Here is an 18,976-nt window from a genome sequence, read left to right on the forward strand (position 1 = left end):
CTTATCGGCCCGCCCACCGCCGCCAGAGGACGCCTCGGCGCACGCTCGCGCGCCTGCCGATGCCGGCGCGGGCCCACAGCGCCGCGGGCAGTCGCGCCGCGGTCTCGGCGAGTACGCGGACTCGGAGCCCGGCCCGGAAGTTGGCAGCCGCGGGCACGTCGCGGCGCAGGGGCAGCAGGACCGTGATGGCCGCGAACCGCGCCAGCTCTCGTGCCGCCACGATCGCGGGGGCGCAGCGCACGAGCATGAGCAGCCGGTTGCGCTCGTTCCACCGGTGGAACAACGCGGAGCCGGGCCGCGTGCTCGCGCCGTGCCGGTGCCGGGCGACGGCATCCGGCGCCACGACGACGTCCCATCCGGCGAGCCGCAGCCGCCACGCCGTGTCGGTGTCCTCGTAGTAGCAGAAGAAGCCGGCCGGGACCGAGCCCTCGGCCCGCAGCACGTCCGTGCGCAGCAGTGCGGCGCCACCGCAGAAGCCGAAGGGCTCGCCCGTGGAGAGCAGATCGGCGCCGTGACCGTCGGCCGTCAGGCGCACGCCGAGCGACTGCGCGCTGCCGTCGGGGTACTCCAGGCGGGAGGCGACCGCGGCCACGCCAGGGCGCATCGCGTCCTCCAGCGCCGCCAGCCAGCCCGGCTGTGGCGCGGCGTCGTCGTTCAGCCACGCCACGTACTCGGTGTCCACAGCGGACAGCGCGGCCGCGAGCCCGCCGGCGTAACCCGCGTTGCGGGGCAGTCGCAGCACCTCCGGCCGCGAAGGGTGCTCCGCGAGCAGCCGGGCCGAACCGTCGTCGGAGGCGTTGTCGACCACCAGCGTCCGGTGTGGACGATCCTGTGCCGCGAGCGCGTCGAGACAGTCGGTCAGGTGCGCGGCGCCACGCCAGGTGACGACGACGACGGTGGTTGCGGGCACGCGGGCAGAATAGCGGCGTGGGTGAACTCGTCGTGCTCGCCGAGCAGCTGCTGGCGCCCGTTCCCGGAGGCACGGGCCGCTACACCGCCGAGCTGCTGCGCGCGCTGGCGGAAACGGTGCCCGACGGCTGGACGCTCTCCAGTGCCGTGGCGGGACACCGCGACGTCGAGCCCGCCCGCGTCGAGGGCGTGCGGGGACCTCGCCGGCTGCCGCTGCCAGGAAAGGCGCTGGTCGCGGCGTGGCAGTACGGGCTGCCGCTGTGGCCGGGCGGCACGGCGGTGCACGCGCCGACGCCGCTCGCGCCGCCGCGTGCGGGCCGGGGGCGGACCCTGTCGGTGACCGTGCACGACACGGTGCCGTGGACCCATCCCGAGACGCTCACGCCGAGGGGCGTCGCGTGGCACCGGTCGATGATCACCAGGGCCGCGGCGAGGGCCGACGCGCTCGTGGTGCCCACGCACGCGGTCGCACGTGAGCTGGCGGCGTACGTGCCGGGCGCCGAGGGCGCGCGCGTGATCTGTCACGGCGTCACGGCGCTGCCCGACCCGGTGCCGATGGAGCTGCCGCCGCGGTACGTGCTCGCGATCGGCACCCTCGAACCGCGCAAGGGCATCGACGTGCTCGTGCGCGCCATGACGGGGCTCGACGAGCCGCTGCTGCTCGCGGGCCAGCCCGGCTGGGGCGGACTCGACCCGCTCCGGCTCGCGGCCGAGGCCGGCCTGCGCGACGGCCAGGTCCGCGTGCTCGGCAGGCTCACCGACGCCGAACTGGCGACCGTGCTGAGGGGCGCGTCGGTGCTGGCCGCGCCCAGCCTCGCGGAGGGCTTCGGGCTGCCCGTGCTGGAGGCCATGTCGGCCGGGGTGCCGGTGGTCCACTCCGACGCTCCCGCGCTCGCCGAGGTGGCCGGGGGAGCGGGCCGCCCGGTGCCTCGCGGCGATGCCACGGCGCTGGGCGCGTCGTTGCGCGAGGTGCTGGGCTCACCGGCGACGGCGAAGACGCTCGCCGAGGCCGGGCGGGCCAGGGCGGCCGCGTTCTCGTGGCGGGCCGCCGCCGAGGCGGTCTGGACAATCCACACCACCAGTTCGTTGGATCCTGTCCGGCCGGAGTCGCCGGGGTCGTAGTCTGCACGGGTGGCAGAACCACGCGTGTTGATCGACGCGACGGCCGTGCCTGCCGATCGCGGCGGCGTGGGCCGGTACGTCGACTCCCTCGTGGCCGCGCTCGACGTGGCCGGTGCCGACATCACCGTCGTGTGCCAGCCGAGGGACGTCCAGCTGTACGCCGAGCTGGCTCCTCGCTCGCGGATGGTGGGTGCCGCCGAGTCGACCGCGACCAGGACGGCCCGCCTGACCTGGGAACAGACGACGCTGCCGAGGCTCGTTCGGAGACTCGGCGTGGACGTGGTCCATTCCCCGCACTACACGATGCCGCTCGCCAGCCGGGCGGCATCGGTCGTGACGCTGCACGACGCGACGTTCTTCACGGACGCGGTGCTGCACTCCTCGGTGAAGGCCCGCTTCTTCCGGGCGTGGACCGCCACGGCGCTGCGCAGGGCGTCGGTGTGCGTGGTGCCGAGCGCGGCAACCGCGGAGGAGCTGGCGAGGGTCACGCGCGTGCGCGGCGCGGAGGTCGAGATCATCCAGCACGGGGTGGACGAGGAGCGGTTCCACCCGCCGTCGCTGGAGGAGATCCGCGCGGCCCGCGACGCCGTGGGCCTCGGCGACACCCCGTACGTCGCGTTCCTCGGCGCGCTCGAACCCCGCAAGAACGTTCCCGCGCTGATCAGAGGCTTCGCGCTGGCGGTCGCCGGCAGGCCGGAACCGCCCGCGCTCGTGCTCGCCGGGCAGCCCGGCTGGGACCGGCAGGTGGAGAACGCGCTCGACGCCGTGCCGCACCGGCTGCGCGTCATCCGCGCCGGGTACCTGCCGTTCGGCACGCTCGCCGGGTTCCTCGGCGGTGCCGAGCTGGTCGCCTACCCGAGCCTCGGGGAAGGCTTCGGGCTGCCGGTGCTGGAGGCGATGGCCTCCGGTGCGTGCGTGCTCACCACGCGCAGGCTCGCGCTACCCGAGGTGGGCGGTGACGCGGTGGCCTACTGCGGCGTGGGCGCGGGCGACGTCGCGGCCGCGCTGGGTGAGCTGCTTGACGACCCGACGCGCAGGGCCGCGCTCGCCGAGGCCGCGCAGCGCAGGGCGAAGGAGTTCTCGTGGGCGTCGTCCGCCGAGCGTCACCAGGAGGCCTATGACCGGGCGTGGCACCGGCACCGCGCCCGTGAGATGTGAGGTGACAGGGGGAAGAGGGAAGGGATATGGTTGTCGATGCGAAGCTCCTGTGGAGCCGAGTATGAGGGCCCGCGACGCGACCGGACGGTCGTCTTGCGGGCCTTTCGCCTGTCCGGCCCTCAGAGGCACACGACCTCGGCGATGATGCGCGCGACGCGCCTGCGGTACTCGCCACCGGCCCCGTGGCACCAGGCCACCGCGTCCGCGATCCAGAGCAACGGCTCCGCCGTCGAGGCGAGATGTTCGTACGTCAGCTCGGTCTTGGACGGACGGGCGCCGAGTGCCTGCCGAAGGGTGCGCTTGTCGTCGGCGTCGCGATGCTCTCGTGAGTCGAGCACCAGCCGGTGCGCGCCCACGTCCACGAGATCGGCCGCGACCTGGCGAAGGCAGCGTTGCCTGGCGCCCTCCTGCGTCTTCGGCACGCAGGACGCGGAGTAGACCTGGTCGAGACCGGTAGCCCTCCCGATGCGGTCGGCGAGCTTCCGTCTTCGCGGGGCCTTCTCCCGGTTGAAGTGCAGTTCGCGGGCGCCGGGCAGCAGGAGCTTGCTCAGCTCCCGCCGGGTCGGAGTGAGCTGAGCAGGCTCGACAATGGCCATACCCACCAGGTAGAGCCCGCTGCGGATCGATTCGTCGACGAAGGCGTGCACCGTCATCCGGCTCATCTTGCTGTCGACCCCCGACAGGAGTGCGCGCAAGGACCGGTCGGGAACTACCCACCGTGCCGGGTGCACAATGGCCGCGTGACCGAGCCGAAGACCTACGGCGACGGCGTCGCCGTGGTGACCGTGACGTACTCGCCAGGGGAGACGCTGGAGCGGTTCCTCGATACGCTCGCCAAGGCGACCGACCGCGACGTGCGGGTGGTGCTGGCCGACAACGGCTCCGTCGACGGCGCGCCCGAGAAGGCCGCCGAGCGCGAGAACGTGCACCTGCTGCGCACCGGCGAGAACCTCGGCTACGGCACCGCCGTCAACCGGGGCGTCGCCGAGCTCGACGACAGCGTCGGCTGGGTCGTCATCGCCAACCCCGATCTCGAATGGGACCCCGGCTCGCTCGACGCGCTTCTCGAGGTCGCCAAGCGCTGGCCGCGCGGAGGGGCGTTCGGTCCGCTCATCCGCGAGCCGGACGGCACCGTCTACCCGTCGGCGCGGCTGCTGCCCTCGCTCGGGCGCGGTGTCGGGCACGCGATCTTCGGCAAGATCTGGCGCGGCAACCCGTGGACCCGCGCCTACCGCCAGGAGACCGCCGAGCCGACGGAGCGTACCGCGGGCTGGTTGTCGGGTTCGTGCCAGCTCGTCCGGCGGGAGGCGTTCGACTCCGTCGACGGCTTCGATCCGCGCTACTTCATGTACTTCGAGGACGTCGACCTCGGCGACCGGCTCACGCGGGCGGGCTGGCTCAACGTCTACGCGCCCTCGGCCGCGGTGATGCACATCGGCGGGCAGGCGACGTCGAAGGCGTCGGCGAAGATGCTCGCCGCCCACCACGACAGCGCCTACCGTTACCTCGCCGACCGGCACCGCGGGCTGCTGTGGAAGCCGGTGCTGCTGGCGATCCGTGCGGGGCTGGCGGTCCGCCTGCGCATGGAGACCCGCCGCGGCTGAGGCCCGTCAAACCGCAGTGAAGGCCACCTTCACTGCGTTGAACGCAGTGAAGGTGGCCTTCACTGCGGCTGGGTGCGCCGTGGGGTCAGAGTCCTTCGAGGCGGCGGGCGACGTTCGAGCGGGTGGGCACCGTGCGAGTGGTCGGGACCAATCCGCTGATCTCCGTCTCCTCGACATCCGGCTCGGCGTCCGCCCTGGCGGCGTCGAGCCGCGTGGTCGGCGGCGACTCGGCCAGGTGGCTGTCGCTGCTCTCGATGAACGACGCCGACAGCTTCGTCGTGGTGTCCGGGTCCTGCTCGGAGTCGAGCCGCCGGACCACCGATCCCGGGATCTGCTGCGTGTTCGCGGCATCCATCGGCGACGTCATGTTGTCCGGCGTCACCACACCGTCGCGCGTCTGCGCGCGGGACAGCACGGCGTTCGCCCGATCGCGGGGATCCATTCCCTCGCCTCCCCGATACTTCAACCGAGGCCCTCTCTCGCCGGGGCCGCCGCGTTGCTGTCTAGGGTAGGCCCTCCGGCCGCTCACCGTCAGCGTTTCCCCCGGTTTGTCGCCGGATGATCGCAGCCGAGGAAGGGAAAGGTGCTCGTGATGACGTCCGTGACCGGAGCCGACGCCGTCGTGCTCGTCGGTGGCAAGGGCACCCGCCTGCGCCCGCTCACGCTCTCCGCGCCGAAACCCATGCTCCCCACCGCGGGCGCGCCGTTCCTCTCGCACCTGCTGTCGCGGATCCGGGAGGCGGGGATCACGCACGTGGTGCTCGGCACGTCGTACCGCGCCGAGGTGTTCGAGGACTACTTCGGTGACGGTTCGTCGCTCGGGCTGGAGATCGAGTACGTCGTCGAGGACGAGCCGCTCGACACCGGCGGCGCCATCCGCAACGTCGCCGAGCACCTCCGCGCCGACGACGTCGTGATCTTCAACGGCGACATCCTGTCGGGCGCCGACCTCGGCGCGCTCGTAGCGACCCACCGCGAGGCGTCGGCCGACGTGACGCTGCACCTCCAGCGCGTCGACGACCCGAGCCGGTTCGGCTCCGTGCCGACCGACGAGAACGGGCGTGTGACGGCGTTTCTGGAGAAGACGCCGAACCCGCCGACCGACCAGATCAACGCCGGGTGCTATGTGTTCCGGCGCGAGGTGGTCGAGGCCATTCCCGCAGGCCGCAGGGTGTCGGTCGAGCGTGAGACGTTCCCCGGCCTGCTCGCCGAGGGCGCGCACGTGCACGGTTTTGTCGACAGCTCCTACTGGCTCGACGTCGGTACGCCCGAGGCGTTCGTGCGTGGGTCGGCGGACCTCGTGCGCGGGCTGGCTCCCACGTCGGCGCTGCCCGGTCCGGTCGGCGAGGTGCTGCGGCTCGACGGTGCCACGGTGGCCGACGACGCCGAGGTGACCGGCGGCACCACGCTCGGCGCCGGATCGGTCGTGGGAGCGGGCGCGCGGGTGACGGGATCCGTGCTCTTCGACGGCGCGCGGGTGGAAAATGGGGCCGTGGTGGAGAACTCGGTCCTCGGCACGGGCGCGTGCGTCGGCGCCGGCACCGTGCTGCGTGGCGTGGTGCTCGGTGACGGGGCTTCGGTCGGCGCCGGATGCGAGTTGCTCGACGGGGCCCGCGTGTGGCCGGACGCGGTGCTGCCACCAGGGTCGATCCGGTTCTCCAGCGATGCCTGAGCTGTTCCGCCGCTGGGAACCGGACTTCCCGGTGGACGTCTCCTCGGCGATCGCCCCGCTGCGGCGCGGCCGGGGTGACCCGTGCCTGCGTCAGGACGACGCGGGCAGGCTGTGGCTCACCGCGAACACCGAGGGCGGCCCCGGCACGCTCGTGCTGGTGTGCCGCACGGACGGCGCGGTGGAGGCGAAGGCGTGGGGCGGCGGCGCCGAGGTCCTGCTCGACGGGCTGCCCGCGCTGCTCGGCGCCGACGATGACGACTCCGGCTTCGTGGCCCACCACGACGCCGTCGCCTGGGCACGGCGACAGCGGCCGCTGCTGCGGCTCGGTGCGACGGGCCGCGTGTGGGACGTGCTGATCCCCGCCGTGCTGGAGCAGAAGGTCACCGGGCACGAGGCGCGCCGTTCGTGGCGGGAGCTGTGCCGCCGCTTCGGCGAGCCGGCGCCCGGCCCGGCGCCCGAGGGCATGCGGGTGCCGCCGACGCCCAGGGCGATCCGCTCCATTGTGGACTGGAACTGGCACAAGGCGGGCGTGGACGTGAGCAGGCGCAGGGCGTTGCTCGCGGCGGCGAGCGTGGCGCCGAGGCTGGAGCGGGCGGTTGAGCTGCGTGGCGCCGAGGGGCGGGCGCTGCTGCGGAAGGTGCCCGGCATCGGCGTCTGGACGGCGGCCGAGATCGCGCAGCGCGCGTGGGGCGATCCGGATGCCGTGAGCTTCGGCGACTTCCACATTCCCGCTGTCGTGGGGCACGCGCTCGTGGGCAGGGCGCTCGACGACGAGGGCATGCACGCCGTGCTCGCTCCGTACGCGCCGCAGCGGCAGCGCGCGGTGCGGTACCTGGAGTCCGCCGGGTTCTCCCGGCCGAGGTTCGGCCCGCGCTACCCGGTTCGCGACTACCGCGCGATCTGACGGTAGGCGTCGAGCAGCTGCGCCTCGGCGATGTCGAGGTAGGACTCCATCCGGCTCTCGGCCTCGGTGAACTCGCCCTTGGTGAGCAGGTCGGCGATGCCGCGGTTGAGCTCGATGTAAGGCTCGTGGAACTCCCGGGGGCGGGCCATCACGTGGAAGGCCAGCCGGAGCTCCGCCACCACCCTGCGCATGATGTCGTCGACGCGCGGGCTGCCGAGCAGGCCGGTGACGGCCTGGTGGAACCGGATGTTCGCGGTGCCGACGTCGACCCAGCGCTCCTGCGGCGCGGCCTTCTCGGCGATGGTGACCTCGGCGTCGATCGCGGCGATGCGCTCCGCGTCGGCGCGGGGGCCGTGGCGGATGGCGCTGGTCTCCAGCACCCGCCGCGTGCGGTACAGGTCCACGATGTCGTCGGCGTCGAGCACCCTGACGAACACGCCGCGGTGGAACTCGTGCACCAGTAGCCGCTCGTGGACGAGGAGGCGGAACGCCTCCCGCAGCGTGTTGCGGGAAACGGAGAGCGCGCGGCCGGCACTTTCCTCGGAGAGGCGGGTACCCGGGGGGAGCGCGCCCTCGATGATGCGCTGTCGCAGCAGGTCGGCGACGCGTTCGGCCGTGCTCGTGCGGTCGAGCAGCGAGCGGTCGCCCGCGAGCAGATCCACCCACGGGTCTGTGGCGGCCATGACCCCTCCGTTCCGTGTCGCCGCAGCTTAACAAAAGAAGTTCACCAAGGGTCTTGCAGGATTGTTCAACAACTCAGTACCGTCTTCGGAAACCGACGGGAAATGGGAGGCCCCCATGGCCGACGACATCAGCACGTCCACCAGCGAGAAAACCGGCGAGAAGGCGGGCACCGCGCTGGGTGCCGCCACCAAACGCGGTGCCCTGCTCGGTGCGATCTTCCTGATGGCGACCAGTGCCATCGGCCCCGGCTTCATCACCCAGACCACGTCGTTCACGGCGCAGCTCGGCGCCGCATTCGCGTTCGCGATCCTGCTGTCGATCATCATCGACATCGCCGTGCAGCTGAACGTGTGGCGCGTCATCGGCGTCTCGGGCATGCGGGCACAGGACCTCGGCAACAAGGTGCTGCCGGGCATCGGCTACGTGATGGCGGCGCTGGTGGTGCTCGGCGGGCTGGTGTTCAACATCGGCAACGTCGCGGGCACGTCACTGGGCATGGACGCGCTGTTCGGCCTCGACGTCAAGATCGGCGGCACGATCTCCGCGGCCATCGCGATCGGGATCTTCCTCAGCAAGAAGGCCGGCATCGCGATGGACCGGCTCGTGGTGGTGCTCGGCGTGCTGATGATCGGCCTCACCACCTATGTCGCGATCGTGTCGGGGCCGCCGGTCGGCGAGGCCCTGACGCAGGCCGTGGTGCCGGATACCGTGGACTTCCTCGTGATCACCACGCTCATCGGCGGCACGGTGGGCGGCTACATCACCTACGCGGGCGCGCACCGGCTCGTCGACTCGGGCACCACCGGACCCGAGCAGGTCAAGGAGGTCTCCCGCAGCTCGGTCGTGGCGCTGCTGGTGACCGGTGTGATGCGGGTGGTGCTGTTCCTCGCGATCCTCGGCGTCGTGGCGGGCGGCGTCACCCTCGCGGCCGACAACCCGGCCGCCGACGCGTTCGGCCACGCCGCGGGCGAGGTCGGCCTCCGGTTGTTCGGCATGGTGCTGTGGGCGGCCGCGATCACGTCCGTGGTGGGCGCCTCCTACACGTCGGTCTCGTTCCTCGTGACGTTCTCGCCCGCGCTCAAGCGGCGGCAGAACTGGCTGGTCGGCGGGTTCATCGCCGTCTCGCTCATCGCGTTCCTGCTGCTGAACCAGGCGCCGACCACGCTGCTGATCCTGGCGGGCGCGCTCAACGGGCTGATCCTGCCGGTCGGCTTCGGTGTGCTGATGTGGGTCGCCGCGCGGCGCCGTGACCTGCTGGGTGGCTACCGTTATCCGCGCTGGCTGCTGGTGATCGGCGTACTGGCGTGGCTGCTGACGCTGTACCTCGGCTGGAACTCGCTGAGCGGTATCGCCGATCTGTGGAGCTGACGATGCGTGTGCTGCCGTGTGCCGACTCCGGCCTGCTGGTCGAGCTCGACGACCTCGACCAGGTCAGGGCGTTGCACGCGGCACTCGAAGCCGATCCGCCCGACGGCGTGACCGACTTCGTGCCCGCGGCCAGGACGCTGCTGCTGCGGCTCGATCCCGCTGCCGCCGACGCGGCCGGGATCGAGCAGGCGGTCCGGTCGGTCCGGCCAGGCGAGGTGAGCACGCAGGACAGCGAGCTGCTGCGGATCCCGGTGGTCTACGACGGCGCCGACCTCGAAGAGGTGGCCATGCTGACCGGACTCACCGAGTGCGAGGTCGTCGAGGAGCACACCGGTACGGAGTGGACGGTCGCTTTCGGTGGGTTCGCGCCCGGCTTCGGTTACCTGACGGGCGGATCGCCCCGGCTGGAGGTGCCGAGGCGGGCGGAGTCCAGGACGAGGGTGCCGGTCGGCGCCGTCGGACTCGCCGGGACGTTCTCGGGGGTCTATCCGAGGGAGTCGCCTGGCGGCTGGCAGCTCATCGGACGCACGGAGCTGAGGATGTGGGACGTCGACCGGGATCCGCCCGCGTTGCTGCGGCCCGGCGTGCGGGTGCGATTCGAGGAGGCGGAATGAGCCAGAATCGCGTAGCCCGTGCTCAGTTCCGCCGACCGGGTGCGGGTGTCCCGCAGGAAACCGAGGAGGCGGAATGAGCCAGAATCGCGTAGCCCGTGCTCAGTTCCGCCGACCGGGTGCGGGTGTCCCGCGAGACACCGAGGAGGCCGGCTCGTGAGCGTCGGCCTCGAGGTGCTCGAAACCGGTCCGCTGTCGACGGTCCAGGACCTGGGCCGCCCGGGGCTGGCCGGTATCGGCGTCGGGATCTCGGGTGCGGCCGACCGCGGCTCGCTGCGGCTCGCCAACCGGCTGCTCGGCAACGACGAGAGCGCCGCCGCCGTGGAGGTGACCCTCGGCGGGTTCGCCGCGCGGGCGCGACGCGACCTCACGGTGGCGATCACGGGAGCGCCGTGCCCGGTCACGGTGGACGGCAGGGGCGCGGCGACCAACGCGCTCGTGCGGGTTCGGGCAGGGGCGTTGCTGCGGCTCGGTGTGCCCGAGCGCGGCCTGCGCAGCTACATCGCCGTGCGCGGCGGGATCGCGGTGGAGCCAGTGCTGGGTTCGCGCTCCACGGACGTGCTCGCCGGGCTGGGGCCGGACCGGCTGAGCCCGGGCGCGATGCTGCCGGTCGGACCCCCTCCAGGGCGGTGCCCGGTCACCGACTTCGCGCCGGTCGCCGAGCTGCCCGCGGATGAGCTCGTGCTCACCGTGGTGCCGGGGCCGAGGGCCGACTGGTTCGCCGGCGGCGCGCTGGACGCGCTGCTGTCCGAGCCGTACACGGTGACGGCCGAGGCCAACCGCGTCGGCATCAGGCTCGACGGTCCCGAGCTCAAACGCAGCAGGGACGAGGAACTGCCGAGCGAGGGAATGGTCGTCGGTGCGCTCCAGGTGCCGCCGTCGAGCAGGCCGACGCTCTTCCTCGCCGATCATCCGGTCACCGGAGGCTATCCGGTGATCGCCGTCGTCGTGTCGGGCGACGTCGACAAGGCGGCACAGGCGCGTCCGGGGATGCGGCTGCGGTTCGCCGTGGGGAGAAGGAGAAACCGATGATGGTGTCACCAGCGGAGATCAGGGAGAAGTTCCGTGCCGGGCTGAGGGTTCCCACCTCCGGTTACTGTCCGGGGTGGACACAGGCGAACCTGCTGTGCCTGCCGAAGGAGGACGCCTACGACTTCCTGCTGTTCGCCCAGCGCAACCCCAAGTCGTGCCCCGTGCTCGACGTGACCGAACCGGGGGAGACGAGTGCGTCGATCTTCGCCGGCGACCTGCGCACCGACCTGCCCGCCTACCGCGTCTACCGCGACGGCGAGCTGGTGGACGAGCGCGTCGAGGTCGCCGACCTCTGGCGCGACGACCTGGTGTCGTTCCTGATCGGTTGCAGCTTCACCTTCGAGGCGGCGCTGCTGGACGCGGGTGTCCCGGTGCGGCACATCGACGCGGGTTCGAACGTGCCGATGTACCGGACCAACCGCGAATGCCGCCCCGCGGGCTCACTGTCCGGGCCGCTGGTGGTGTCGATGCGGCCGATCCCCGCCGACCTGGTGGCGACGGCGGTGCGGGTGACCTCGCGGTACCCGGCCGTGCACGGTGCCCCCGTCCACATCGGATCGCCCGGCCTGCTCGGCATCGACGACCTCGGCAACCCTGATTTCGGCGACGCCGTGGAGGTCCGGCCGGGTGAGATCCCGGTGTTCTGGGCGTGTGGCGTGACCCCGCAGGCCGCGGTGATGCGCTCGAGGCCGTCGTTCGCGATCGGCCACGCGCCGGGCCACATGGCGATCACCGACGTCCGCGACTCGACGTTCCAGGTGCCCTGACGCGCGACCAGGGCCCAGCTGCAGTGAAGGCCACCTTCACTGCGCCCGCCCGTCTCCCGCCACCACCCAAACGGAGACGCTTCGCGTCGCTGTGCTTGATTCAACGCAGTGAAGGTGGCCTTCACTGCGGAGACTTCAGCGCCGCGGTGACGATCGCCAGTGCCTCTTCGGTGCCGAGGCCGAGCTTGTGCACGGTTTGCGCGTACCTCGCCGCGGCGTCGCGGGCGCGACGGCGGCTCTGGTCGCCCGAAGTGCCCACGAAGCTGCCCGCCCTGCCGCGCGTTTCGATGAGCCCCGCCTCCTCCAGCTCACGGTAGGAGCGGGCGATCGTGTTCGGCGCGATGCCGAGATCGGTGGCGAGCTGCCGCACGGTCGGCAGCTTCGTGCCGACCGGCAGCGTGCCGTCGTTGATCTGCCGCGCGAGCTCCGAACGGACCTGCTCGTAGGGCGGCACCTTCGAGCCGCTGTCCACGTTGACGATCATGGTGCCTCCGGCGGGGATGTCACGCGCGTTCGAGCGCGGCGGCGATCAGCTCCGTCAGCTCCTCGCTGCCCGGCGGCAGCGCGTGCACCGGCCACCAGCGCAGGTCGTCGGACTCGTCGCTCGCCACCGGCTCGGCCCCCTGCGGCGCGCGCACGAGGAACCGGACGTCGAAATGCCGCGTCGGCACCCCGAGTGAGCACGTGATCGGGTGGACGTCGAGGTGCACCGGCTCGGGGTCGAGCTTGAGCCCCGTCATGCCCGACTCCTCCGTGGCCTCGCGCAGCGCCGCTTCGGCGAGCGTCGCGTCGCCGGGCTCACAGTGCCCGCCGAGCTGCAGCCACCGGCCGACCCTCGGGTGCAGCGTCAGCAGCACCCGCTCGCCCGGCTCGTCCAGTACCACGGCCGACGCCGTGATGTGCCCGGGTGCGCACTCACGCGCGCACGCGTCCTGGCGCGCGGCGAGGAAACCGAGGTAGCTCTGCCGCAACGACTCCTGGCCCCGCGTCGAGGGCCGCCAGGCGTCCAGGACGGACACGACATCGGCGTGCAGCACTAGAACTCCACCAGTCCTTCTCCGGGGTCCCGCGGTTCGCGCGGTTCCGGGGCTCGCAGGGGATGACCGATCGCGACGGCGCCGAGCGGCTCCCACGTCTCGTCGAGCCCGAGCGTCTCGCGCACGATGTCCGCGGCGAAGATCGTCGAGCCGATCCAGCACGAGCCGAGCCCCTCCGCCGCCAGCGCCACCAGCAGCCCCTGCACGGCGGCCCCGCCCGCGACCGTGAACATCGTGTGCTCGCAGGCGTTGCGCCGCGCGTCGGGGTAGGTGTGCGCGCCCTCGGCGACCAGGAACGGCACCACCACCTCGGGCGCGTTGAACAGAATGTCGCCGCGCCGCAGGCGCTTGGCCACCTGCTCCTCGGTGAAGCCGTCGGCCACCAGGTCGGCCCGCCACGCGTCGCGCATGGCCTCCAGCAGCTTGATCCGGACCGGCCGGTTGCGCAGCCACGCGAAACGCATCGGGTGCGTGTGGTGCGGGGCGGGCGCGGTGAGCGCGGAGCCGATCGCCGCCCGCAGCGACTCCTCGGCCACCGGCTCGTCGCTGAACTCGCGCACCGACCGCCGCGCGGGCACCGCTTCGCGGCGGCCCTGCGCGATGGCCTCGTTGGTGCCGAGCCGGAACAGGTCCTCCTCGACGGGCCGCACCAGGTCACGCGCCGACGAGTCGTTGTCGCCGATCTCCAGTCCGCGCACGATCGCGACCGGGGTGCCGCCGAGCTTGCCCTTCACCAGGTCCGCCGCCGCGGCCACCTCGTCGGCCACGGCGATCTCGGTGACGGCGAGCTCGTTGCCCTGCGGGTCCACCTGACCCTCGTAGGAATGCAGCACCCGCAGGCCAGACGAGCCGATCGCCGCGTCGGTCTGCCCGACGCGCCACGCCCTGCCCATCGTGTCGGTGACCACTACGGCCACCTCGACGCCGAGCCGCTCGCGCAACCCGTTGCGCAGCGCCAGCGCCGAGGCGTCCGGATCGGCCGGCAGCAACGCGATCTCGTTCAGCGCGACGTTGGAGGCGTCGACCCCCGAGGCCGCCTGCACGATGCCGAGGTGGTTCTGGGTGATCATCGTGCGCGCGATCCTGGCGATCACGCGCACCGACTCCTCCTCGACGAGCCTGCGCCTCACGGCATCGCGGGCCTCCGGCTCGCTCGGCACGGTGACGAGCCTGCCCTCGACCTTGGAGACGACCTTGCTGGTCACCACCACGACGTCGCCGGAACGCAGCCACGGCGCGGCCTTCGCGAGGGCACCGGTCAGGTCGTCGCCGGGCCGGAACTCCGGTAGCCCCTCGACAGGAATGATCTCCAGCTTGCTCGCGCTGTGGTCAGTCAACGTCCACTCCGGACAAATCGAGCGCGGCGCGGGCCATCTTCGCCGTCGCGTCCACATCGGACATCAGCAGGGGGACCGCGCGGACGGCGACCCCTGGCACGTCCACCGACTCGCCCGACTGCACGAGCCAGCCGTCGAGCAGCCCGTCGTCGGACGTCTGCCGCGAGCCGTAGTGCCTGCCCACCGCCTCGGCCGAGGTCTCGACGCCGATCGCGCTCAGGCACGCGTCGGCCATACCGCGCAACGGCTTGTTCCCGATGATGGGCGAGATGCCGACGATGCCCGCCGACGTCTTGCGCAGCGCCTCGCGCACCCCGGGCACCGAGAGCACGGTCCCGATCGAGACCACCGGGTTCGACGGCGCCAACAGCACCGCGTCGGCCTCCTCGATGGCCTCCACGACCCCGGGGCCCGGCGTGGACTCGTCGGCCCCGACCGGAACGATCGAATGGGCGGGCAGCTCGGCCCGGTACCGCACCCACCACTCCTGGAAGTGCAGCGCCTTGCGCTGGCCCTTCTCCTCGGGATCGTCCACCACCACGTGGGTCTCCACGCGGTCGTCGGTCATCGGCAGCAGCCGCACCCCCGGCCGCCACCGGTCGCACAGCGCCTCGGTGACCGCCGAGAGCGGGTAGCCGGCCCGCAGCATCCGCGAGCGGATCAGGTGGGTGGCGATGTCCTTGTCGCCGAGCCCGAACCACGTCGGCTCCGCGCCGTACGCCTCGAGCTCGGCCTTGACGGTCCAGGTCTCGCCCGCGTGCCCCCAGCCGCGCGCGGTGTCGATGCCCCCGCCGAGCGTGTACATGCACGTGTCGAGGTCCGGGCAGATCCGCAACCCGTGCAGCCACACGTCGTCACCCGTGTTGACCAGTGCGGTCACCTCGTGCGGTGACTCGCCCTCGCCGATCGGCGGCAGTCCCAGCGCGGCCTTGACCCCCAGCAGGAACCGGGCGCCGCCGACCCCGCCGACCACAACGACAACCTTCACAGCGCCTGCCTTTCCCTCACGACGCCCGATCCTTCCACGGAACCCAGTACCGATACCGGTGGTGTTCACGGAAACCGAGCCCTTCGTAGAGGGCCAGCGCCTCGGTGTTACCGACGGAGACCTGGAGAACACAGCGGGTAGCGCCGTGGGTGGCAGCCCAGTCACCGATGCCCGCCATCAACGCGGTCGCGAGCCCCCGCCTGCGGTAGCCGGGGTCGACGGCGAGGCGGGCCACGAGCAGCACGTCGCCCGCGACGGCGCCGCGCACGGCACCCGCCGTGTGCCCGTCGGCCTCGGCGACCCCGTAGCCGACCAGCGGGCCGCCGGTGAGCACGTGGCGCTGCGCCTCCGTGGGCTCGGTCGTGTCCGCCGTGAGCCGCCACCAGCCGGGTGTCGGCGCGTCGAGCACGCGCACCCGGTCGTCGCTTCCAGCGGTGACCTCGCCGACGAGCACCGACACCACGTTGCCGTTGGCGTACTCGTCGTAGGGGCGCCAGCCGTGTGCGGGCAGCTCGCGCTCGACCCGTCCGCCCTGGATCACCTGCACCACCGGATCGATGCCGTGGACGTGGGCGAAGTCACACACCGAGTGCAGTGCGTCGCCCATCGTCGTGCCCGGGTCGCCGAGCGCCAGCGCGCTGTTGGCCCTCCCGGTGAAGCCGCCCGCCGCGCGCAACCGCCATTGCCCGAGCGGTCGCTCGATCTGGGCGGGCCACGCGTCGGCACACGCTCGTTCGATCTGCTCGGCGTCGTCCTTCACGACTAGATTGGTACCAAAAGCGCTGAAAGGAGAGCCGATGAGCATCGCGCGCAAGGACGACCGGCACAACGACGACCTGGTGCGGGAGATCGCCGACGGCTTCAATCGCGCCGTGGGTCCCAAGCCGGAGGAAGGCGAGGAGGCCGCCACCGAGAAGCCGCGTTTCGTCGTCACCGGGGACATGCGCAATCCGCCCAAGCCGGGCCGCGACAAGAGGCTGTGACCGAGCCCTCGGGGATCGCCCGATTAGGGCAGCCTGAGCATAGGATGCCTGCCGGGACCGCGTAGTGTCCATGAGCGGGCCAGACCAAAGAAAACAGCAGGAGAACGCAGTGACCTATGTGATCGCCGAGCCCTGCGTCGACGTGCTCGACAAGGCATGCATCGACGAGTGCCCCGTCGACTGCATCTACGAGGGCGAGCGGATGCTCTACATCCACCCCGACGAGTGTGTCGACTGCGGAGCCTGCGAGCCGGTCTGTCCGGTGGAAGCCATCTACTACGAGGACGACGTCCCTGACGAGTGGAACGGCTACACCAAGGCCAACGTCGACTTCTTCGACGAGCTGGGTTCCCCGGGTGGTGCGTCGAAGGTCGGCAAGACCGCTCACGACCCGCAGTGGATCAAGGACCTGCCCCCGCAGGGCGAATGACCCGCGCCGCTCTACCCGACTTTCCCTGGGACTCGCTGGCGGACCACACGGCGAAGGCGCGGGCACATCCCGACGGGATCGTCGACCTCTCGGTCGGCACCCCGGTGGACCCGGTGCCCGAGCCCATCCGTGAGGCGCTGGCCTCGGTGTCGGACATCCCCGGGTATCCCACGACGCACGGCACGCCACAGCTGCGCGCCGCCGCCGTGGAGGCGTTGCGCAGGCGGCACGGCATCGAGGGGATCGACCCCGAGGCCGTGCTGCCCACGATCGGCTCCAAGGAGCTCGTGGCGTGGCTGCCGACGCTGCTCGGCGCCGGGGCGGGCGACGTCGTCGTCATTCCCGAACTGGCGTACCCGACCTACGAGGTGGGTGCGCTGCTCGCCGGTGCGTCGCCGGTGCGGGCCGACGGGCTGACCCAGCTCGGGCCGCAGAAGCCGGCGATGATCTGGCTCAACTCCCCGTCGAACCCGACCGGCCGCGTGCTGGGCGTCGAGCACCTGCGCAAGGTCGTGGAGTGGGCTCGGGAACGCGGCACCGTGGTCGTCTCCGACGAGTGCTATCTGGCGCTTGGGTGGGAGGGCGAGCCGGTGTCGGTGCTGCACCCCGACGTCCACGGCGGCAGCCTCGACGGCCTGCTCGCCGTGCACTCGCTGTCGAAGTCGGCGAACCTCGCCAGCTACCGGGCCGGTTTCGTCACCGGTGACCCCGCGCTCGTGCGTCGGCTGCTCGCGGTGCGCAAGCACGCCGGCATGATCGTGCCGAGGCCGGTGCAGGAGGCCATGACGGTCGCGCTGACCGACGACAAGGCCCTGCTCGCCCAGCGTGAGCGGTACGCGGCGCGCCGGTCGGTGCTGCGCAAGGCGTTGCTGGGCAGCGGTTTCCGGATCGACCACTCCGAGGCGGGCCTGTACCTCTGGGCGACCAGGGACGAGGAGTCGGCCGCGACGGTCGGCTGGCTCGCCGAACGCGGCATCCTCGTCGCGCCGGGTACCTTCTACGGCCCCCGTGGCGGCAAGCACGTCCGGGTCGCCCTGACGGCGACCGACGAGCGCGTCAACGCCGCCGCCGAACGCCTGCGGGCCTGACCCCACCGCGAGTCCCCCGCTCCGGCCCGCGAGTCGTGCGCTCCCGCGCGCGAGTCGTGCGTTCCCGACCGCGAGTTGTGCGTTCCCGACCGCGAGTTGTGCGTTCCGCAGCGGGCAACTCGCGGGCTCGGGCGGGGACTCGCGGGTCCGAGCGCACAACTCGGCGTCCTGGACGCACGACTCGCGCGCTGGAGTGCACGACTCGCGGCCCTGGAGGTACGACTCGCGCGCTGGAGTGCACGACTCGCGCGCCGACCACCGCCGGCGCGCGAGTCGGTGCCCTGGGTCAGTCGTTCGCGTGCAGGGCGGCGTTCAGCTCGATGCCGGTGCCCTCGCGGGGCACGACCTCGACAGCGCCCGTCGCCGAGTTGCGGCGGAACAGCACGCCGGAAACGCCGGACAGCTCGCGGGCCTTGACGGACCTGCCCTCGACGACCACCTTCGTACCCGCCGTGACGTACAGGCCGGCCTCGACGACGGAGTCGTCGCCGAGCGAGATGCCGACGCCACCGTTGGCACCGATGAGGCAGCGCTCGCCGACCGAGATCACCTCGGTGCCGCCGCCGGAGAGCGTGCCCATGATCGACGCGCCGCCGCCCACGTCGCTGCCGTCGCCCACCACGACACCCGCGGAGATGCGGCCCTCGACCATGGAGGCGCCGAGCGTGCCGGCGTTGAAGTTCACGAAGCCCTCGTGCATCACGGTGGTGCCGCTCGCCAGGTGGGCGCCGAGCCGGACGCGGTCGGCGTCACCGATCCGCACACCGCTGGGCGTCACGTAGTCCACCATGCGCGGGAACTTGTCCACGCTGTAGACGGTCACCGGGCCCTTCGCGCGCAGCCGCAGGCGCGTCGCCTCGAAGCCCTCCACCGGGCACGGGCCGTGGTTGGTCCACACCACGTTGGCCAGCAGCCCGAACTGGCCGTCGAGGCTCAGCCCGTGCGGCCGGACGAGCCGGTGCGACAGCAGGTGCAGGCGCAAGTACACGTCGTGCGCGTCGGCGGGCGCCTTCGCCAGCGAGGCGATCGAGGTGCGCACGGCGACGACCTCGACCCCGCGGTCGGTGTCCGTGCCGAGCAGCGCGACGGCGGCCTCGCCGAGCACCTCGGCGGCCTCCTCGCTCGACAACCGCGTGGTGCCGGCCTCGCCGTCGGTGGTCAGCTTCGGGTGCGGGAACCACGTGTCGAGCACCGTGCCGTCGGTGGTGATGGTCGCCAGGCCGACGCCGGTCGCGCCCGTGGTCTCCGGATTGGGGGTCTGCTCACTCACGGCCGTAACGGT

General features: G+C 72.3%; 22 protein-coding genes. 12 read left to right on the forward strand and 10 right to left on the reverse strand.

The window, feature by feature from the left end:
* Position 1 precedes the first annotated feature (1 nt).
* On the reverse strand, positions 2–910 hold the full coding sequence (locus BA062_RS06270; protein WP_110335112.1) for a glycosyltransferase family 2 protein: 909 nt from the start codon (positions 908–910) through the stop codon (positions 2–4).
* Between the two features lie 17 nt (positions 911–927).
* Here BA062_RS06270 and BA062_RS06275 point away from each other — a divergent pair, with 17 nt between their 5' ends.
* A complete protein-coding gene (locus tag BA062_RS06275; RefSeq protein WP_110335113.1) occupies positions 928–2,031 on the forward strand; it encodes a glycosyltransferase family 4 protein in 1,104 nt (367 codons plus the stop codon).
* A 24-nt stretch (positions 2,032–2,055) separates the two neighbouring features.
* On the forward strand, positions 2,056–3,189 hold the full coding sequence (locus tag BA062_RS06280; RefSeq protein ID WP_110335114.1) for a glycosyltransferase family 4 protein: 1,134 nt from the start codon (positions 2,056–2,058) through the stop codon (positions 3,187–3,189).
* A gap of 119 nt (positions 3,190–3,308) precedes the next feature.
* Here BA062_RS06280 and BA062_RS06285 read toward each other — a convergent pair whose 3' ends face one another.
* Positions 3,309–3,842 (reverse strand): hypothetical protein, encoded by a 534-nt coding sequence (locus BA062_RS06285; RefSeq protein WP_110335115.1) that lies wholly within the window; start codon positions 3,840–3,842, stop codon positions 3,309–3,311.
* An 87-nt stretch (positions 3,843–3,929) separates the two neighbouring features.
* Between BA062_RS06285 and BA062_RS06290 the strand changes: the two genes are divergently transcribed.
* Positions 3,930–4,793, forward strand: a complete 864-nt coding sequence (locus tag BA062_RS06290; protein WP_210406783.1) for a glycosyltransferase family 2 protein — start codon at positions 3,930–3,932, stop codon at positions 4,791–4,793.
* Between the two features lie 85 nt (positions 4,794–4,878).
* Here BA062_RS06290 and BA062_RS06295 read toward each other — a convergent pair whose 3' ends face one another.
* A complete protein-coding gene (locus BA062_RS06295; protein ID WP_110335117.1) occupies positions 4,879–5,235 on the reverse strand; it encodes a hypothetical protein in 357 nt (118 codons plus the stop codon).
* A 150-nt stretch (positions 5,236–5,385) separates the two neighbouring features.
* On the opposite strand from BA062_RS06295, the gene manB reads away from it, so the two are divergent.
* Together manB and BA062_RS06305 are read left to right on the forward strand one after the other, a co-directional pair.
* On the forward strand, positions 5,386–6,465 hold the full coding sequence (gene manB / locus BA062_RS06300) for a mannose-1-phosphate guanylyltransferase (RefSeq protein WP_110335262.1): 1,080 nt from the start codon (positions 5,386–5,388) through the stop codon (positions 6,463–6,465).
* Positions 6,458–7,369 (forward strand): DNA-3-methyladenine glycosylase family protein, encoded by a 912-nt coding sequence (locus tag BA062_RS06305; RefSeq protein WP_110335118.1) that lies wholly within the window; start codon positions 6,458–6,460, stop codon positions 7,367–7,369. Before manB ends, BA062_RS06305 begins: the two co-directional genes overlap by 8 nt.
* Here BA062_RS06305 and BA062_RS06310 read toward each other — a convergent pair.
* Positions 7,354–8,052, reverse strand: a complete 699-nt coding sequence (locus tag BA062_RS06310; RefSeq protein WP_110335119.1) for a GntR family transcriptional regulator — start codon at positions 8,050–8,052, stop codon at positions 7,354–7,356. The genes BA062_RS06305 and BA062_RS06310 overlap by 16 nt on opposite strands.
* Positions 8,053–8,167: 115 nt before the next feature.
* On the opposite strand from BA062_RS06310, the gene BA062_RS06315 reads away from it, so the two are divergent.
* The 4 genes from BA062_RS06315 to BA062_RS06330 all read left to right on the forward strand — a co-directional run bounded on the left by BA062_RS06315 (position 8,168) and on the right by BA062_RS06330 (position 11,831).
* A complete protein-coding gene (locus BA062_RS06315) occupies positions 8,168–9,421 on the forward strand; it encodes an NRAMP family divalent metal transporter (protein WP_110335120.1) in 1,254 nt (417 codons plus the stop codon).
* Between the two features lie 2 nt (positions 9,422–9,423).
* Positions 9,424–10,035, forward strand: a complete 612-nt coding sequence (locus BA062_RS06320) for a 5-oxoprolinase subunit B family protein (protein ID WP_110335263.1) — start codon at positions 9,424–9,426, stop codon at positions 10,033–10,035.
* A 153-nt stretch (positions 10,036–10,188) separates the two neighbouring features.
* Positions 10,189–11,064, forward strand: a complete 876-nt coding sequence (locus BA062_RS06325) for a 5-oxoprolinase subunit C family protein (RefSeq protein WP_110335121.1) — start codon at positions 10,189–10,191, stop codon at positions 11,062–11,064.
* A gap of 2 nt (positions 11,065–11,066) precedes the next feature.
* Positions 11,067–11,831, forward strand: a complete 765-nt coding sequence (locus tag BA062_RS06330; protein WP_210406787.1) for a putative hydro-lyase — start codon at positions 11,067–11,069, stop codon at positions 11,829–11,831.
* 121 nt (positions 11,832–11,952) lie between these two features.
* Here the strand turns inward: BA062_RS06330 and BA062_RS06335 are convergent, their stop codons facing one another.
* Genes BA062_RS06335 through BA062_RS06355 form a run of 5 tightly spaced genes read right to left on the reverse strand, consistent with a single transcriptional unit; the run spans position 11,953 to position 15,953 of the window.
* Positions 11,953–12,315 carry a GntR family transcriptional regulator gene (locus tag BA062_RS06335; RefSeq protein ID WP_110335122.1) on the reverse strand — a complete coding sequence of 121 codons (363 nt, stop codon included), beginning with the start codon at positions 12,313–12,315 and terminating at the stop codon, positions 11,953–11,955.
* Positions 12,316–12,334: 19 nt separating this feature from the next.
* Positions 12,335–12,868: an NUDIX hydrolase gene (locus tag BA062_RS06340; protein ID WP_110335123.1), complete on the reverse strand. Its 534-nt coding sequence runs from the start codon at positions 12,866–12,868 to the stop codon at positions 12,335–12,337.
* Positions 12,868–14,262 carry a coenzyme F420-0:L-glutamate ligase gene (locus BA062_RS06345; protein ID WP_110335124.1) on the reverse strand — a complete coding sequence of 465 codons (1,395 nt, stop codon included), beginning with the start codon at positions 14,260–14,262 and terminating at the stop codon, positions 12,868–12,870. The genes BA062_RS06340 and BA062_RS06345 overlap by 1 nt, the downstream gene beginning before the upstream one ends.
* On the reverse strand, positions 14,198–15,193 hold the full coding sequence (gene cofD / locus BA062_RS06350) for a 2-phospho-L-lactate transferase (RefSeq protein ID WP_110335125.1): 996 nt from the start codon (positions 15,191–15,193) through the stop codon (positions 14,198–14,200). The genes BA062_RS06345 and cofD overlap by 65 nt, the downstream gene beginning before the upstream one ends.
* Before the next feature lie 16 nt (positions 15,194–15,209).
* Positions 15,210–15,953, reverse strand: coding sequence for a GNAT family N-acetyltransferase (locus BA062_RS06355; RefSeq protein WP_245959697.1), 744 nt, complete (start codon positions 15,951–15,953; stop codon positions 15,210–15,212).
* Positions 15,954–15,990: 37 nt separating this feature from the next.
* On the opposite strand from BA062_RS06355, the gene BA062_RS06360 reads away from it, so the two are divergent.
* From BA062_RS06360 to dapC, 3 genes are all read left to right on the forward strand, one after another.
* Positions 15,991–16,176 carry a hypothetical protein gene (locus BA062_RS06360; RefSeq protein WP_110335127.1) on the forward strand — a complete coding sequence of 62 codons (186 nt, stop codon included), beginning with the start codon at positions 15,991–15,993 and terminating at the stop codon, positions 16,174–16,176.
* 109 nt (positions 16,177–16,285) lie between these two features.
* The gene (gene fdxA / locus BA062_RS06365) at positions 16,286–16,606 is read left to right on the forward strand and encodes a ferredoxin (protein WP_110335128.1); all 321 of its coding nucleotides are present in this window, start codon (positions 16,286–16,288) and stop codon (positions 16,604–16,606) included.
* Positions 16,603–17,694, forward strand: a complete 1,092-nt coding sequence (dapC, locus tag BA062_RS06370) for a succinyldiaminopimelate transaminase (protein WP_110335129.1) — start codon at positions 16,603–16,605, stop codon at positions 17,692–17,694. The genes fdxA and dapC overlap by 4 nt, the downstream gene beginning before the upstream one ends.
* Before the next feature lie 286 nt (positions 17,695–17,980).
* On the opposite strand, the gene dapD is transcribed toward dapC, so the two are convergent.
* Positions 17,981–18,964: a 2,3,4,5-tetrahydropyridine-2,6-dicarboxylate N-succinyltransferase gene (dapD, locus tag BA062_RS06380; RefSeq protein ID WP_110335130.1), complete on the reverse strand. Its 984-nt coding sequence runs from the start codon at positions 18,962–18,964 to the stop codon at positions 17,981–17,983.
* Between the last annotated feature and the right edge of the window lie 12 nt (positions 18,965–18,976).

It is taken from the genome of Prauserella flavalba, from assembly GCF_003202235.1.
GTDB lineage: Bacteria > Actinomycetota > Actinomycetes > Mycobacteriales > Pseudonocardiaceae > Prauserella_A > Prauserella_A flavalba.